Raw genomic sequence first — 15,210 nt, forward strand, 5'->3', positions numbered from 1 at the left:
TCTCAGGCTGCCTCTGATTTCATCAACTTATAGGTAATCGACTCGTAAAGCGCCTCAAATGAGGCGTCGATGATGTTGGTGTTGACCCCGATGGTGTACCAGCGCTCGCCGGTCCCGTCGCGGCTTTCGACCAGCACACGGGTGACCGCGCCCGTGCCGCCGTCGAGGATACGCACCTTGAAGTCCACCAGTTCGAGGTCGGCGATGCGGGTCGAGAACACGCCGAGGTCCTTGCGCATGGCGAGGTCGAGGGCGTTGACCGGGCCGTTACCTTCGGCGACCGACATCAGCAACTGGTCGCCGATGCGGATCTTCACCACCGCCTCGGTGACGACGACCTGTTCGCCGCGCGCGTTGTGGCGGCGCTCGACGCTGGTCCGGTAGCTCTCGACGTCGAAGAACTCCGGCAGGGTGCCGAGCACGCCGTGCGCGAGAATAAAGAACGAGGCATCGGCCCCATCGTAAGAGTAGCCGCGGGCTTCGCGTTCCTTGACGGTACGCAGCAGCCGCTCGAGACGCGGATCATCCTTGCCGAGCTCGATGCCATGGCGTTTCAGCGCCGCGAGCAGGTTGGATTTGCCGGCCTGCTGGCTGACCATGATGTTGCGCTCGTTGCCGACCAGCTCGGGCGGCACGTGCTCATAGGTCGAGAAGTCCTTGGCCAGGGCGGAGGCATGAATGCCGGCCTTGGTGGCGAAGGCCGAGGTGCCGACATAGGGCGACTGCCGGGCCGGAGCGCGGTTGAGGAGGTCGTCGAAAGCGCGCGAGATCGAGGTGAGATCGGCCAGTTGCTCGCTGCTGACGCCGATCTCGAAGCGGTCGGCGAAGCCGGGCTTCAGCGCCAGCGTCGGGATCAGGGTGATCAGGTTGGCGTTGCCGCAACGCTCGCCGATGCCGTTGAGCGTGCCCTGGATCTGGCGGACGCCGGCGGCGACGGCGGCAAGCGTATTGGCGACGGCCTGGCCGGTATCGTCATGGGCGTGGATGCCGAGGTGATCGCCGGGGACGACCTTGCTGACCTCGCCGACGATCGCCGCAACTTCCGACGGCATGGTGCCGCCATTGGTGTCGCAGAGCACGACCCAGCGGGCACCGGCATCAAGCGCGGTGCGAACGAAGCTGAGGGCATAGTCCGGGTCGGACTTGTAGCCATCGAAGAAATGCTCGCAATCGACCAGCGCTTCCTTGCCGGCGGCGACGGTGGCCTCCACGGTTTCGCGGAGGTTCTCGAGATTCTCCTCGAGCGAGATGCCGAGCGCCACCTTTACCTGATGCGACGAGGACTTGCCGACGAAGCAGGCGGCGTCGGACACGGCGTTGAGCGTTGCCTGCACACCCGGATCGTTGCCGACCGAGCGCCCTGCCCGCTTGGTCATGCCGAAGGCGGTGAAGACGGCGTCGCGGGTACGGCACTCGGTGAAGAACTGGTCGTCGATGACATTGGCGCCGGGGTAGCCGCCCTCGACGTAGTCGACGCCGAGGCGCTCGAGCAGCGCGGTGACCGAGATCTTGTCCTCGAGCGAGAATTCGATGCCGGCCGTCTGCGCGCCGTCACGCAGCGTGGTGTCGAAGAGGTAGAGGCGTTCCTTGGCTTGGGCAGCAGTTTGGGCAGTCATTGGCGAAATACTCAGTTACGGGGTGGCCATTCGGCCGTGTCGTGGTCGGGGTGTTGCCGGTTGGAGCTACTAATTCGCCCGAGGCGGCCCTCCGGATCGACCGAATAGGTCGGCGTGTCGCCGGGCAACTCGCCGAGATGAGCATACCAGCTGACGCGGCTCTCGTTGCCATATTGCACGACAGGCGGCACGCGGTCGGGCTGGTCAAAGGCGCCGGAGAGCACCCCGATATCGGGCGCCCACGGATAGTCGAAGATCAGCGGCGTGCCGCACTCGCGGCAGAAGCCGCGATTGGCAAGTTCGGAGCTCTTGAACCAGCTGATCGCGCCGCGGGTGACGTGGAAGTTTACCTTTTCGACCGGGCAGATCACCGCGAACGGCCCGCCTACCGCCTTCTGGCACATGCGGCAATGGCAGACATGGACGTTGTCGGGCTGCTGGTCGACCCGGAAACGGACTGCGCCGCACTGGCAACCGCCGGAGAGGTGGACTTCAGACATAGCGCGGAACCCAGTCGGTGGTGTCGTGGTCGGGGTGCTGATGGTTGGTCGCGCGGATGCGGCGCGCCAGATCGGGGGCGACCTCCTCGATCGGCGGGAGATCGGGCACGTCGGCGAGGGCGCCCACATAGTCGAGACGACCGTTCGTGCAAGTCTGCTCGGTGGGGGTCACCGCCTCAGGGTGATCGAGCGAGCCGATGGTGACGCTGACATAGCTGCCGCCGGGGCGACGGAACGTCAGCGGCGTCCCGCAGGCGGCGCAGAAGCCGCGTTCGACCGTATCGGACGAACGGAAAATGCCGAGGCTCCCCCGGGTGAGCTCGAAGTTTTGAGCCGGCGCGCCGGCGAAGGCGCCAAACAGCCCACCGGTCGCCTTCTGGCACATGCGGCAATGGCAAAGGCTCACATCGTTGAATGGTGCAGTGAATCGGTAGCGGATGGCGCCGCACTGGCAGCCGCCGCTTGCGACTGTGTTATCCATGCGAGCCCCCCGGGACCCACACCTCGGTGTCGTGATCGGGGTGCTGGTGGTTGGAGGCGCGGACGCGGGCCACTGCCTCGACCCCGTCGCCTTCCTCGGTGGTGCCGATCTGCTCGGCACCGGGTAGGGGGAGCAGGCTCGGATGGCGGCCCTCGAGGCCCATCTCGTAAAGGATGGGGATCAGGTGCGGCTGGTCGAACGAACCGATGGTCATCGAGACATGCGGCCCGCCCAGCGAGCGGTAGTAGAGCGGCGTGCCGCAATTGCTGCAGAAGCCGCGGGCCGCCACATCGGAGCTGTTGAACTCGCTGGGCTTGCCGCGGGTCCAGGTCAGGTGCTCGTGGCGGATGCCGACGAGGTCGACGAAGACGTTGCCGCTGGCCTTCTGGCACATGCGGCAGTGACAGAAATGCGGGTTGTCGCGCAGTTCGGTGGCGTGGAAGCGCACTGCGCCACACTGGCAGCCGCCGGAGTACTCGCGAAAGCGATAGCTGTCGTCACTCACATTCCACCTCCTGCGAAGCGATCCGTCGCTTCGATCAGATGATTGAGGATGCCGGGCTGGCTCAGCGCGTGCCCCTGCCCTTCGACCATGATGAACTCCGCCTCTGGCCACGCCTGATGCAGGTCCCAGGCGGTCTGTGGCGGACAGGCGATGTCGTAGCGGCCCTGGACGATGACGCCAGGGATATCGCGAAGCTTGCCGGCATCGCGGATCAGCTGGCCCTCGTCCATCCAGCCGGCATGGACGAAATAGTGGTTCTCGATGCGAGCGAAGGCGAGCGCATATTCCTCGCCATAGAACGCGTCGCTGACCTGCGGATCAGGCAGCAGGGTGATGGTTTCGCCTTCCCAGCGCGCCCATTCGCGCGCTGCGCCGAGCCGGATGTCGCGGTCGGCGCTGGTGAGGCGCCGGCGATAGGCAGCGATCATGTCGCCGCGCTCGGCTGGCGGGATCGGTGCGATGAAGCGCTGCCATTTGTCGGGGAAGAGCAGCGAGGCGCCGTGCTGGTAGTACCAGAGCAGCTCCCAGCGGCGCAGGGTGAAGATGCCGCGCAGTACCAGTTCGGTGACGCGCTCGGGATGCTTTTGCGCGTAGGCCAGCGCCAGCGAGGAGCCCCAGGAACCGCCAAAGACCAGCCACTGGTCGGCACCGACCATCTCGCGGAGCCGTTCGATATCGGCGACGAGATCCCAGGTGGTGTTGTGTTCGAGTTCGGCGAAGGGTTGCGATTTGCCGCAGCCCCGCTGATCGAACAGCAGCACGTCGTAGCGGGCGGGGTCAAAGACGCGGCGCTGATTGGGGCTGAGGCCGCCGCCAGGGCCGCCATGCAGGAACACGGCAGGCTTGGCGCCGGGCGTGCCGACGCGCTCCCAGTAAACCTGATGGCCGTTGCCGACCTCGAGATGGCCGGAGGCGTAGGGCTCGATCTCTGGATAGTAGGTGCGCAGGGTCACGCCGGGAAACCTTGTTTCGGCGGCCACTCGGCCGTGTCGTGGTCGGGATGCTGATGGCTGACGAGGCTCGCCATGAACTCGTGCCACCCGGCCGAATACTCGGTGCGCACCGGCAGGGCAGCAAGGCCATCGAAGAACGGCAGCTTGTCGGCCAGATTGACCTGGATCACCGGCGCGGCGACGGTCGGATCATCGAAGGCGCCGATGGCGATCTCGACCTGCTGGTCGGGCGGTCGGCCGATCTCCTCATAGGTCAATGGCGTGCCGCACTCGGCGCAGAAACCGCGTTTGATCTTGTCCGAGCTCTCGAAGTATCTCGGCCCGCCGCGGGTCCAGGTGACGTCGAACGAGGTGACCAGCGGCCCGAAGAAGGCGCCAAAGGCCTTCTGGCACATGCGGCAATGGCAGATCGAGCCGCGGCCGAGCCGGCCGACGGCAAAGCGCACCGCGCCGCATTGGCAGCCGCCGGTGAACGGGGCCTCACTCGGGGGCATGACAGACGGCTTCGATATTGTGCCCGTCCGGATCGTAGACGAAGGCGGCGTAGTAGGTGGCGTGATAGTGCGGGCGGAGGCCCGGCGGGCCGTTATCCTTGCCGCCAGCGGCGATCGCTGCGGCGTAAAACGCATCGACAGCGGCCCGATTTGGAGCGCTGAAGGCGAGATGCACCCGGCCACCTGTGAGCTTGCCGCCGTCGCCGATCCACAGGAACGGCTGCTCGGAGCCGAGACCGGCGACGTTCCCTTCCTCGCCCTCGAACTTCATGTGCGTCTTGATACCGAGCGGCGCCAGCGCCTTCTCGTAGAAGGCCAGCGAGGTGGGGTAATCGGCAGTCGAAATGGCTACGTGATCCAAAGCGCTCATGGGCGTCCTCCCTGTGGGCCGACATAGACGGCCTCGATATTGTTTCCATCCGGGTCGAGTACAAAGGCGGCGTAGTAATCAGGCGAATAATGCAGGCGAAGGCCCGGCGGGCCGTTGTCGCGGCCGCCCGCAGCAAGCGCCACGGTGTAGAAAGCCTCGACCGCAGAACGGCTCGAAGCGACGAAGGCGACATGGGTGTCGCCACCGCGCAGCGTCTTGCCGGTGCCGAGCCAGAAAGTCGGACGATCGATGCCGTAACCGGCCGACTTCACGCCGTCATACTCGAACTCGGCAAGCAGCTTGATGCCGAGGGCGCCGAGCGTGGCAGTGTAAAAGTCCCGCGACAGGACGAAGTCGGTGACCTTGAGGCCGACATGGTCGATGATGACGGTCATGGGTGGTTCTCCCGGCTGAACTGCCCCTCACCCGCCTCGCTGCGCGAGGCACCTTCTCCCTCAAGGGGAGAGGGAGGGCTGGGGCGAGATCGCGCCACATCGCCCCTCTCCCCTTGAGGGAGAGGGTGCCCGAAGGGCGGGTGAGGGGCCGGATGCAAGGCATGCCAGATCGCGTCAAGCACGCTAGTACGATCGGTGACGAGCTCGTTGTTCCACACGCGGAGCACGCGATACCCGCGTGACGTCAGCCATGCGTCACGTATCAAGTCACGCTTGTCCTCGGCGTGCTGACTACCGTCGAGCTCGACGATGAGCATGGCGGACGGGCAGACGAAATCCACGATGAACCGCCCGATCGGTAACTGCCTGCGAAACTTGAAGCCAAGAAAGCGCCGATCGCGAAGCAGCTTCCACATCTGCGCTTCTGCCTCAGTGGCATTGGTTCGCATCGACTTGGCGCGGAGGCGCAACGTGGGTGTCAAGCTGGTGCGCCATTCGTCGTGACGGCGATGGTACTGCCCCTCACCCGCCTCGCTGCGCGAGGCACCCTCTCCCTCAAGGGGAGAGGGAAGGTTGGGGCGTGTGTCACGATCTGCACTCACCTCACCACCTCCCACTTGGTCTGGCGTTGGCCGGCTTCGTCTTTGTAGTCCATCAGTTGGACACCCTGTGTCAGCAATTCAGCCCGGATGGTGTCAGCCTTTGCGAAATCCTTGGCGTTGAGGGCGGCGAGACGAGCGGCGACGGCTTGTTCGACGCCTTCGGGGGCGTCGGCGGCAGCAGCGGTCAGCAGACCGTCAGTGGTGAAGCCGAGGAATTCCAGCGTGGCGGCGAGGCAATTGGCGGCGGTTTCGGTGCCGCGATTGGCCTTGCGGGCGACGACGTCCAGCGCCACCGAGGCGCGGTGGAAGTTGAGGTCATCGGTGAGTTCGGCGACAACCGAGGGCTCGGGCGGGGTGCCGGGCCTGGGCTTGGCAGCGCGCTGCCAGTCGCGCAGCTTTTGCTCGGCTTCCTCCAGGCGCTTGACTGAGAAGTCGATCGGCTCGCGGTAATGGGTCATCAGCATGGCGAGGCGCAGCACTTCGCCCGGCCACTTACGGCCGCCGAACGTGTCGGTCTCCAACAGCTCATGCATGGTGATGAAGTTGCCGAGCGATTTCGACATCTTCTGGCCTTCGACCTGCAGGAAGCCGTTATGCAGCCAGTAGTTGGCCATGACCGGCGTGCCGTGGGCGCAGCGCGACTGGGCGATCTCGTTCTCGTGGTGCGGGAAGATCAGGTCGAGACCGCCGGCGTGGATGTCGAAGACCTGGCCAAGATAGCGCTCGCTCATCGCCGAGCACTCGATATGCCAGCCAGGGCGCCCCCTGCCCCACGGACTATCCCAACCGGGTTCCTCGGCGCTGGACTGCTTCCACAGCACGAAATCGGCGGGGTTCTTCTTGTGCGCGTCGACCGCGATGCGGGCGCCGGCGAGATTGTCCTCGAGGTTGCGGCCACTGAGCTTGCCGTAGTCGGGCATGGAGCCGACGTCGAACAAGACTTCGCCGGCGGCCTCATAGGCGTGACGGCTGCCGATCAGGGTTGAGATCAGCGACTGCATCTCGGGGATGAAGTCGGTGGCGCGCGGCTGATGGTCGGGCTCGAGCGTGCCGAGCGCCGCGACATCCTTGAAGTACTGGTCGGCGGTCTTCTCGGTGACCTTGCGGATCGCCTCGTTGAGCGGCAGACCGGGGTAATCGCGGACAGCGCGGGCGTTGATCTTGTCATCGACGTCCGTGATGTTGCGGGCATAGGTGACGTGATCGGCGCCGTAGACATGGCGCAGCAGCCGGTACAGCAGATCGAAGACGATCACCGGGCGGGCGTTGCCGATATGGGCGTAGTCGTAGACCGTCGGCCCGCACACATACATGCGGACATTGTTGGGATCGATGGGGACAAAGTCCTCCTTCGCCCGGGTCAGCGTGTTGTGGAGCTTCAGTGTGGTTTGGCCCAAAGTTACAGTTCCTCGCGCACGATCGGTTCTTGAATGGTCGCGCTGTCGAGGTGGAAAGGCCTGCGATCCCCGCCTTCGCGGGGACAGGCTTGTTCCTGACAACGCTCCACGCGCTCGCGGACGGGTTCTTCGGACTAGAGATCAGAGGATGAAGAAAACCGCGCCGCCAGCAATGCTTAGCGGATAATAATGCAGCCGGTAATGCAGTTCGCGGTGCCGGTTTTCATGGCGCGCAATGTGACCGCAGCGCCGCCAAAAAGCAAGGGGCGCCGCAGCGCCCCTTGATCGATGGGTTATTGCGGCGTTGCCGGAGCCGCGGGATCGGCCGGCGCCGGTGCTGCCGGATCGGCGGCAGGCGGGGTAACGGCCTGCATGGCGGCGGTGACCTCGGGGCTGGCGAAGCAGGTGGTCAGGCCCTCGCGGGCGAGCTCAGTGACCTGTTCGTAGCTGCCATGGGCGGTATGAGCTTCGTCGGTGCCTTCGCCCCGGAGGTCGGCGGCGAGAATATCGACATCCTTCTGCGGCATGTCCTTGAAGGCGCCGGTCAGGCAACCGCAGAGCGGCGTGAGGATCAGCGATGAATCGACCCCCTCAGGCACTTCGCCAAGCAGGAAGGCTTCTGCCGCAAGGCAGGTCTGGTTGAACCCGGTGAAGTCGGCGGGGGTCTGCGCCTGCACGGCAGGGGTGAGGGAAACAGCGATCAGGCCGGCGAGAGCGGCGAAAGCGATGCGAACTTGCAAAGTGGTACTCCAGCGACAAGGCGCGATGCTCTGCACCTAAGCACAGAACCTCTGCCCGGCCACTCCAGAAAAGCAGAGAAAGGGCCGCGAACGGCCCTTCTGTCGCCCAATTCGCCGAGACTCAGCTCTTCTGGCGGAACGTCTGGTGACACTGGCCGCAGGTGGCCCCGACCGCCTTGATGGCGTCGGCATAGGCAGTGGCATCGCCCGCAGTGGCCGCAGTCTTCATGGCAGTGGCGGCGGTAACAGCGGTGACGAGGATGGCCTGGAAGTCGGCGTTCTTCTCCCAGATGACCGGCAGCGCCCCGGTATCCCCTACCGCCGACCCTTCCGGGAACAGCACGGTCAGGTTGGAGAGGTTGGCGATCAGGTGATCGGCGGCGGTGACCGCCTCGGCGCCGCTGAGGGCGCCAGCGCCCTTCAGGATGCCCCCATCCTCCTTCATGATAGCCTGGCGCTTGGCCACCATCTCTTCGGGGCTCAGCGCTGCAAGCGCCGGATCGGTGGTGATGGTGATGTCCTGGGCGAATGAAAGGGTAGTGACGGCAGCCACGACAATCGTCAGCGCGAACGCTGTGAGCCTATTCGACGGCATATCGGCAACTCCTGGAGGTCCTGGGAACGGGCCTGGTGACGCTGGATTGTGAAGCAGTCACGGCTGCTTGGCAGAATCCACAGAGGAGCCTAGCTGCGAATTTCGCCATTGACAGCCCGCCGATTTTCACAAACTCCGGCGACCCTGGTCACGGCTGCGTTACCGTCGCAAAGCAACGTTGCGAGGGCGGTCACGAGACGTTAACCGGCGCTCGTGCTGTGCTATTGCTAGCTACGAATCTCGCGGCGCTGTCTCGCTTTAGGCGTATTGGCCGAGTAGAGCATTTGCCGCTTCTATGAAGCGCCGAAATGCTCCAAGTCTTTGGGTTTTCGCGCTTTCGAACCGGAAAAGCCTGCAACTTTTCCTGAAAGCGCTCTGGCGGAGGGCCACACGATCCGGTTCGAACTGATGACCCGCGCCCACTTACGCGCCTCCGCCCTTCTGGTCCGCTTTGCCCTGCTGTTGTTCGTGGCATGGGCGGGCCTCGTGATCGATGTGTCGACTGCCTACGCGCAGGCCGACAGCTGCGCGCGCCTGCAGGCGACGCTGCGCTCACTCGACCGGAACTCGGACTTCCAGAATTCGCAAGGCGGCGCGCTGAAGCGGCTGCAGCGCGAAGTGCAGCGTTCCGAAAGCGCCTATGTGCGCCAGGGCTGCAACGACGATGCCAAGGCCGGCAGGAGACTCACGCCCGAATGCCGGTCGTTGGCGCGCGACGTGCTGCGCGGCCGCGAGGAAGTGCAGCAGCTGTCGCAGAGCGTCAGCACCGGTGAGGCAGTGGCACAGCAGCGCGAAGCGATCCTGCAGGAGATGGCGCGCTTCGATTGCGATGGCCGATCCCGTGTGCAGGTGCAGCGCGGCGACCGCGGCAACCTGTTCGAGCGGCTGTTCGGCGTGTTCACCGATGGCGATGACGGCGCCGGCGGCATCCGGGGCGAAGAGTTCAACCCGTATGGCGATTATCACACGGTACGGACGCTGTGCGTGCGCAAGACCGACGGGTTCTGGTGGCCGATCAGCTATTCGACGCTGGTGGATTATGTCGCCAACGACGCGCAGCAATGCCGGGCGATGTGTCCGGGACTGGATGTCGATCTCTATTATTACGACAACCCCGGGCAGGAACCGGAGCAGATGATCAACGAGTGGGGCGAGCCCTATTCGTCGCTGCCCAACGCCTTCAAGTTCCGTACCGAGTTCGACACCACCAACAAATGCACCTCGACGCAGGACCAGGGCGCCATCACGCTGGCGGAGCTTGCCGGTGGCGGGACACGCGCCATGGTGACGTTCCGTGGCGCGACCTTCCCGCTACCACTACGGGACGGGCGCCGGATTTCTCCTACTGTCGCGACGGTGACCCAGGTGGCCGAGCTGACGCAGTTCGTCGACGTGCCGCTGCCGCGCCCGCGTCCGGCCGCGCCGGGCGAAACCCCCAAGCCGGTGGTCGCCGTGGTGGCGCCGGCGGCGCCCGACCAGCCCGGGCGGATCGTTCAGTTCGGCGACAAGCGGGTCAGGGTAGTCGGGCCAGACACTCCGTACGCCCCACAAGTGGCAGCAGGGACTTGAGTTCGGGCCCCTGCTCCCGGCCGGTGACGGCCAGGCGCAGCGGGTGGAACAGCGCCCTGCCCTTGCGGCCGGTGGCGGTCTTCACGGCTTCGGTCCATTTCGACCAGGTGGTTTCGTCCCACGGCTCGGCCGGCAACAGTTCGCGCGCCGCGCGCAGGAAGTCGCGATCCTCGTCGGCGACCACCGGCGTGACCGGGCCGGAAACCAGCGTCGCGAGATCGACGATATCGGCGAACACCGCGAGGTTGCCGCGCAGCGCCAGCCACAGCGGCTCGGAGGCGAAGCCGAGCGCTTCGAGGCGCGGTCTCGCCGCGTCGTAGGGCATCTGGTGCAGGATGCGGGCGTTGAGGCTCGAGAGCTCCGCCGGATCGAAGCGGGCGGAGCCGTGCGACACGGCTTCGAGCGTGAACACCTGGCCGAGTGCCGACAAATCCGGATAGGGCTCGAGCGGCAGGCTGGTGCCGGTGAGCACGGCGGCCATGGCGACGGCCATCGGCTCGTAACCGGCCTCGCGCAACTCCTGAAGTGACAGCGAACCGAGGCGCTTGGAGAGCCCCTCGCCATCAGCCCCGGTCAGCAGGTTATGGTGAGCGAAGTTCGGGACCTGGCCACCCAGGGCCTCGAAGATCTCGATCTGCGTGCCGGTGTTGCTGACGTGGTCTTCGCCACGGATCACGTGGGTGATGCTGAGCTCAATGTCGTCGACCACCGAGGGCAGCGTGTAGAGATAGGAGCCATCGGCGCGCACCAGCACCGGATCGGACATCGAGGCGGTATTGACGATCTGCGGGCCCTTGATCAGGTCGTTGAAGGCGACCGGGCGACCATCGAGCTTGAAGCGCCAGTGGGGCTTTCTGCCCTCTGCCTCGTACTTCGCCCGCTGCTCGGGCGTGAGCTGCAACGCAGCGCGGTCATAGACCGGCGGACGGCCGAGCAGGCGGGCGCGGGCGCGCTTGCTGTCCAGCTCCTCCTCGGTCTCGTAGGCCGGGTAGAGGCGGCCGGCGGCGATCAGCTTGTCGCGCGCCGCGCCATAGAGCGCAGTGCGGTCGGACTGGCGGACTTTCAGGTCAGGAACGATGCCCAGCCAGCTCAGGTCAGTGTGAATGCCCTCGGCGAAGGCTTCCGTGGAGCGGGCGGCGTCGGTGTCGTCGAGACGCAGGATGTAGCGGCCGCCGGTCGATTTGGCGAACAGCCAGTTCATCAGCGCCGGGCGGGCATTGCCGAGGTGCAGGCGGCCGGTAGGGGACGGGGCGTAGCGGACGGTGGTCATGGGGTGGCAACACTTTCGGCAATCGGCAGTCGGCAATCGGCAGTCGCAACAGCAGCAAGTTCGACTGCCGACTGCCGATTGCCGACTGCCCGAGCGTGTGCTCGACGGCTCATTCCAGACCCTTGCTGTCCAGCCGGCCGATCGGTTCGGCGATCAGGTTCTCGTCGCGATAACCGTTGGTGATCGGGTAGCGGCGGCCCAAGCCAAAAGCCTTGCGGGAGATCTTCACGCCGGGAGCGGACTGACGACGCTTGTATTCGGCGATGTTCAGCAGTTTCTCGATGCGCTTGACCAGGGCGCGGTCGAAGCGGCCTTCGCCGCGCTGCACCACTTCGGCGACGCTGAGCTCGAGCTCGACCAGGCCGACGAGGATTTCGTCGAGGATCGGGTATGGCGGCAGCGAGTCCTGGTCGGTCTGGTTGGGACGGAGTTCCGCCGAAGGCGCCTTGTCGATGATGTTCTGGGTGATCACCAACCCATCCGGGCCGAGGCAATCGGCCGGCCGGTGCTTGTTGCGCCAGTCGGCCAGCTCATAGACACGCATCTTCAGCATGTCCTTGATCGGATTGAAGCCGCCGTTCATGTCGCCATAGATGGTGGCGTAACCAACCGCCATCTCGGACTTGTTGCCGGTGGTGAGCAGGAGCGAGCCGAGCTTGTTGGAGACCGCCATCAGGTAGACGCCGCGCATGCGCGACTGGATGTTTTCCTCGGTGAGGTCCTCAGGGCGGTTGCCGAAGACTGGCTGCAGCTCGCTGAGCGCGGCTTCGACCGGATCGCCGATCGACACGACGTCGTAGCGCACGCCAAGCCGCTCGGCGCAGTCGCGCGCGTCGGCGAGGCTCTCCTCGGAGGTATAGCGATAGGGCAGCATCAGGCAGTGAACGTTGTCGGCGCCGATGGCATCGACCGCCATGGCGGCGACAATGGCGCTGTCGATGCCGCCGGAAAGGCCGAGCACGACGGACTTGAAGCCGTTCTTCTTGACGTAGTCACGCAGGCCGAGCACGCAGGCGCGCCAGGGCGCTTCGTCGACGCTCGACAGCGGAGTGACGTGCGGGTCGGTGCAGCGCCAGCCATCCTCGGTGCGGGCCCAGTTCGACATCAGGATTTCGGGCTCGAAGCTCTTGGCCTGGACGACGAGGCGGCCGCCCGGCTCGATGCCGAAGCTGGCGCCGTCATAGACCAGCTCGTCCTGACCGCCGACCTGGTTGAGATAGAGCAGCGGCACGTTGTCTTCGGCGACGCGATCGGTGACCAGCTTGTAGCGGGTGGCCTGCTTGTTGCGCCAATAGGGCGAGCCGTTGGGGCAGAGCAGGATGCGTGCCCCGTGATCGACGAGGTGAGCACAGACTTCCGGATGCCAGATATCCTCGCAGATCGGAATGCCGATCGAGACCCCCTTGATGGTCACCGGCTCCTGCAGGTCGGCGCGCTCGAAATAACGCTTCTCGTAGAAGATGTCGTCGTTGGGCAGCTCGCGCTTGTAGCGCCGGGCGGTGATGGCGCCGGCTTCGCAGACCACCACGGCGTTGAACAGCTTGCCGCCCTCGCGCCAGATCGTTGGCATGATGGCGGTGACGCTGGTGCCCGCGGTGGCGCGGGCAAAATCCTCGGCGGCAGCCATCGCGTCGGCGATGAAACGCGGCTTGAACAGCAGGTCGTCGGGGAAGTAGCCGGTGAGGAACAGTTCGGAGAACAGCAGGATGTCGGCGCCCTGCCCGGCCGCGTCGGCCAGCGTCGCTTTGGCCAGCGCCAGATTCTGCGCGATGGCGCCGACCGTCGGATTGAGTTGCGCGAGGGCGATACGGAGACGATCGGTCACGTGGAAAATCCGAGCCGTTTGAAAACGCGGCAAGACTTATCCGCTCACCCCGGTCGGGGCAAGCGGACAGCCGGTCATGGAGAATCTGAGATCAGAACCGGTAGGTCAGCTCGGCGAGCAGGCCATAGCGGAACAGCTGGAAGGGGTTTTCGGTCTGGATGTAGTCGTCCAGCTCCAGGGTGGGCGCCGAATAAAGCGGATCAGCCGGGATCGTGTCCGCTGGATCGTCGGAATCGGGGTCGTCGACTTCGGGCTGGATTTGCGGTGCCGTCACCAGAGCGCCGGTATAGGTTGCGTCGTAGGTGCCCTGCACATACCAGGCACGGCCGCCAAGCCTCAGCGTGATGTTCTCGGTCGGATGGAAGCCAGCCATGAGCTCTGCCATGCCGCCGTAGCCCCAGCCGGTGATTTCGGTTGCCGAGGCCTTGAAGAACAGTGGAGCGCAGGCGTCCGGCGCGAGCACCGGACATCCGGTGTACGGTCCAAGCGTGCCGTCACTGCTTCCGGCGTGGCCACCCAGGACGCCGTTGATCGTGGCAAACGGCACAGCAGCGACTTCGGCGCTGATGTCGAAGAAGTCGCTGACTTCCGCCTTGCCGCTCAGACCCAGGCGCAACATGTGCAACTCGAGCTTGTCGTCGACGCTGTCACCGGGGAGCGACCAGACGCCGGTGTCCTCGCTATAGGCGATGTCGCCTGCACTCGTCGCCGTGGTGTAGTTGGCACGCGAAGTGCGAGGCGAGTTGTTCCAGTAGTTGTAGCCGACGAAGACGCCGGCGCCGGTCCCCTGACCATCGCTGAAGGCGTTCCAGCCGAAATCCGCACCGCCATAGCCGAGCTGGCCATCGGTCACCGGAGCGCTGGAATAGGGATCGGTGAACTCGCCGTTGATGGCCGCGGAATAACCGACCCAGCCCTTGGCGTAGGTACTGGTGGAATCTTCCTCGACCCGGATATGGGCTTCGACCGAATGTGCATTGTCGGACTCCGAGAACGTCTCGCCGCCCAGTTCGAAATTCTGGCTGCCCCACGAATACCAGTAGCGTAGGCCGGTCTCGATATGGATGCCGTCGCTCTCGTCGCCCATCTCGGTCCAGTCCTTGGGCTCGGTCGAGTAGGCGCCGCGATAGACCTCCTCAGGCGACCAGTCCTCCCCCCAATCGGCGGCCAAGGCCGAGCTGCCGATAGCGGCAGCAAGAACGGCGAGACTGGTTGCCAGACGGATGGACATCGGATGCTCCGCAACAAACGCGTACGTGAGCTATTCATGCCCGGTTAGGGTTAATGTTCCGCTAAATGAACTGGCAGAATGCAAGCGAGCGCAACACAAGCTGTTGGACCTGCACGGTTTAGTAAGCATGGCGAGCCTTTCGCCTGCTACAGGGCGGCCATGCGCGGCGAGACTGCAACCATTGCGGCGGCAGATCAGTTCCGCTGGCCAGAATAGCCACTTTCGGGGCATTACCCATGAGCTGCAAAATCCTCGTGGTGGAAGACGAGATTCTCGTCGCCATCGAGTTCGAGAACCTGCTGTACGACCTGGGCCACCAGCCGGTCGGCATCGCGGCGGACAGCCGGCAGGCGCTGGCGCTCGCCAATGAGGCAGAAGTGGCGTTCGTCGATCTCAACCTGGTTGACGGGCCGACGGGGGTGGAACTCGGGCGGGCCCTGGCCGGCCGCGGGGTTACGGTGGTCTACATGACGGCCAATCCGGAGCAGCTCGGCAAGGGCGTCGCTGGAACCATCGGGGTAATTGCCAAGCCGGCGGACAACACCGAGCTACGCCAGGCGGTCGACTATGCAATCGCCGTGCGTCGCAACGCCGAAGCCACGGCGCAGCCGCCGCGCCGGCTGAAGCTGTTCAGCGCGCTGGGCAGGAACCCGGCCGTCGCCTGACC

At 65.2% G+C, this 15,210-nt stretch carries 17 protein-coding genes; 2 read left to right on the forward strand and 15 right to left on the reverse strand.

What is annotated here, in order from left to right; genetic code table 11:
- Positions 1 to 2 precede the first annotated feature (2 nt).
- The 12 genes from cimA to VW23_RS05025 form a co-directional block, all read right to left on the reverse strand.
- Positions 3 to 1,616, reverse strand: a complete 1,614-nt coding sequence (gene cimA / locus VW23_RS04970; protein WP_069908484.1) for a citramalate synthase — start codon at positions 1,614 to 1,616, stop codon at positions 3 to 5.
- Positions 1,617 to 1,627: 11 nt separating this feature from the next.
- The gene (locus VW23_RS04975; protein ID WP_069908485.1) at positions 1,628 to 2,116 is read right to left on the reverse strand and encodes a GFA family protein; all 489 of its coding nucleotides are present in this window, start codon (positions 2,114 to 2,116) and stop codon (positions 1,628 to 1,630) included.
- The gene (locus VW23_RS04980; RefSeq protein WP_069908486.1) at positions 2,109 to 2,597 is read right to left on the reverse strand and encodes a GFA family protein; all 489 of its coding nucleotides are present in this window, start codon (positions 2,595 to 2,597) and stop codon (positions 2,109 to 2,111) included. Before VW23_RS04980 ends, VW23_RS04975 begins: the two co-directional genes overlap by 8 nt.
- Positions 2,590 to 3,102 carry a GFA family protein gene (locus tag VW23_RS04985; RefSeq protein ID WP_069908487.1) on the reverse strand — a complete coding sequence of 171 codons (513 nt, stop codon included), beginning with the start codon at positions 3,100 to 3,102 and terminating at the stop codon, positions 2,590 to 2,592. Before VW23_RS04985 ends, VW23_RS04980 begins: the two co-directional genes overlap by 8 nt.
- The gene (pip, locus tag VW23_RS04990; RefSeq protein ID WP_069908488.1) at positions 3,099 to 4,055 is read right to left on the reverse strand and encodes a prolyl aminopeptidase; all 957 of its coding nucleotides are present in this window, start codon (positions 4,053 to 4,055) and stop codon (positions 3,099 to 3,101) included. The genes VW23_RS04985 and pip overlap by 4 nt, the downstream gene beginning before the upstream one ends.
- Positions 4,052 to 4,549, reverse strand: a complete 498-nt coding sequence (locus VW23_RS04995; RefSeq protein ID WP_069908489.1) for a GFA family protein — start codon at positions 4,547 to 4,549, stop codon at positions 4,052 to 4,054. The genes pip and VW23_RS04995 overlap by 4 nt, the downstream gene beginning before the upstream one ends.
- Complete coding sequence (locus VW23_RS05000) at positions 4,536 to 4,919, reverse strand: VOC family protein (RefSeq protein ID WP_069908490.1); 384 nt, start codon at positions 4,917 to 4,919, stop codon at positions 4,536 to 4,538. Before VW23_RS05000 ends, VW23_RS04995 begins: the two co-directional genes overlap by 14 nt.
- Complete coding sequence (locus VW23_RS05005) at positions 4,916 to 5,305, reverse strand: VOC family protein (protein WP_069908509.1); 390 nt, start codon at positions 5,303 to 5,305, stop codon at positions 4,916 to 4,918. The genes VW23_RS05000 and VW23_RS05005 overlap by 4 nt, the downstream gene beginning before the upstream one ends.
- Positions 5,306 to 5,310: 5 nt before the next feature.
- Complete coding sequence (locus VW23_RS05010) at positions 5,311 to 5,730, reverse strand: endonuclease domain-containing protein (protein ID WP_244513388.1); 420 nt, start codon at positions 5,728 to 5,730, stop codon at positions 5,311 to 5,313.
- A gap of 182 nt (positions 5,731 to 5,912) precedes the next feature.
- On the reverse strand, positions 5,913 to 7,313 hold the full coding sequence (gene cysS / locus VW23_RS05015; RefSeq protein WP_069908492.1) for a cysteine--tRNA ligase: 1,401 nt from the start codon (positions 7,311 to 7,313) through the stop codon (positions 5,913 to 5,915).
- Between the two features lie 293 nt (positions 7,314 to 7,606).
- Positions 7,607 to 8,053: a hypothetical protein gene (locus VW23_RS05020; RefSeq protein ID WP_069908493.1), complete on the reverse strand. Its 447-nt coding sequence runs from the start codon at positions 8,051 to 8,053 to the stop codon at positions 7,607 to 7,609.
- 121 nt (positions 8,054 to 8,174) lie between these two features.
- Positions 8,175 to 8,648 carry a c-type cytochrome gene (locus VW23_RS05025; RefSeq protein WP_084645564.1) on the reverse strand — a complete coding sequence of 158 codons (474 nt, stop codon included), beginning with the start codon at positions 8,646 to 8,648 and terminating at the stop codon, positions 8,175 to 8,177.
- A gap of 408 nt (positions 8,649 to 9,056) precedes the next feature.
- Here VW23_RS05025 and VW23_RS05030 point away from each other — a divergent pair, with 408 nt between their 5' ends.
- Positions 9,057 to 10,217 (forward strand): DUF2865 domain-containing protein, encoded by a 1,161-nt coding sequence (locus VW23_RS05030; protein WP_069908494.1) that lies wholly within the window; start codon positions 9,057 to 9,059, stop codon positions 10,215 to 10,217.
- Here the strand turns inward: VW23_RS05030 and gltX are convergent.
- The 3 genes from gltX to VW23_RS05045 form a co-directional block, all read right to left on the reverse strand.
- A complete protein-coding gene (gltX, locus tag VW23_RS05035) occupies positions 10,162 to 11,487 on the reverse strand; it encodes a glutamate--tRNA ligase (protein WP_069908495.1) in 1,326 nt (441 codons plus the stop codon). The two genes, VW23_RS05030 and gltX, sit on opposite strands and share 56 nt — an antisense overlap.
- Positions 11,488 to 11,596: 109 nt before the next feature.
- Positions 11,597 to 13,312 carry an NAD+ synthase gene (locus VW23_RS05040; RefSeq protein WP_069908496.1) on the reverse strand — a complete coding sequence of 572 codons (1,716 nt, stop codon included), beginning with the start codon at positions 13,310 to 13,312 and terminating at the stop codon, positions 11,597 to 11,599.
- A 91-nt stretch (positions 13,313 to 13,403) separates the two neighbouring features.
- A complete protein-coding gene (locus tag VW23_RS05045) occupies positions 13,404 to 14,543 on the reverse strand; it encodes a hypothetical protein (protein ID WP_069908497.1) in 1,140 nt (379 codons plus the stop codon).
- Between the two features lie 236 nt (positions 14,544 to 14,779).
- On the opposite strand from VW23_RS05045, the gene VW23_RS05050 reads away from it, so the two are divergent.
- On the forward strand, positions 14,780 to 15,208 hold the full coding sequence (locus VW23_RS05050; RefSeq protein ID WP_069908498.1) for a response regulator: 429 nt from the start codon (positions 14,780 to 14,782) through the stop codon (positions 15,206 to 15,208).
- Positions 15,209 to 15,210 lie beyond the last annotated feature (2 nt).

Origin of the sequence: Devosia insulae DS-56, assembly GCF_000970465.2 — a bacterium.
GTDB lineage: Bacteria > Pseudomonadota > Alphaproteobacteria > Rhizobiales > Devosiaceae > Devosia_A > Devosia_A insulae.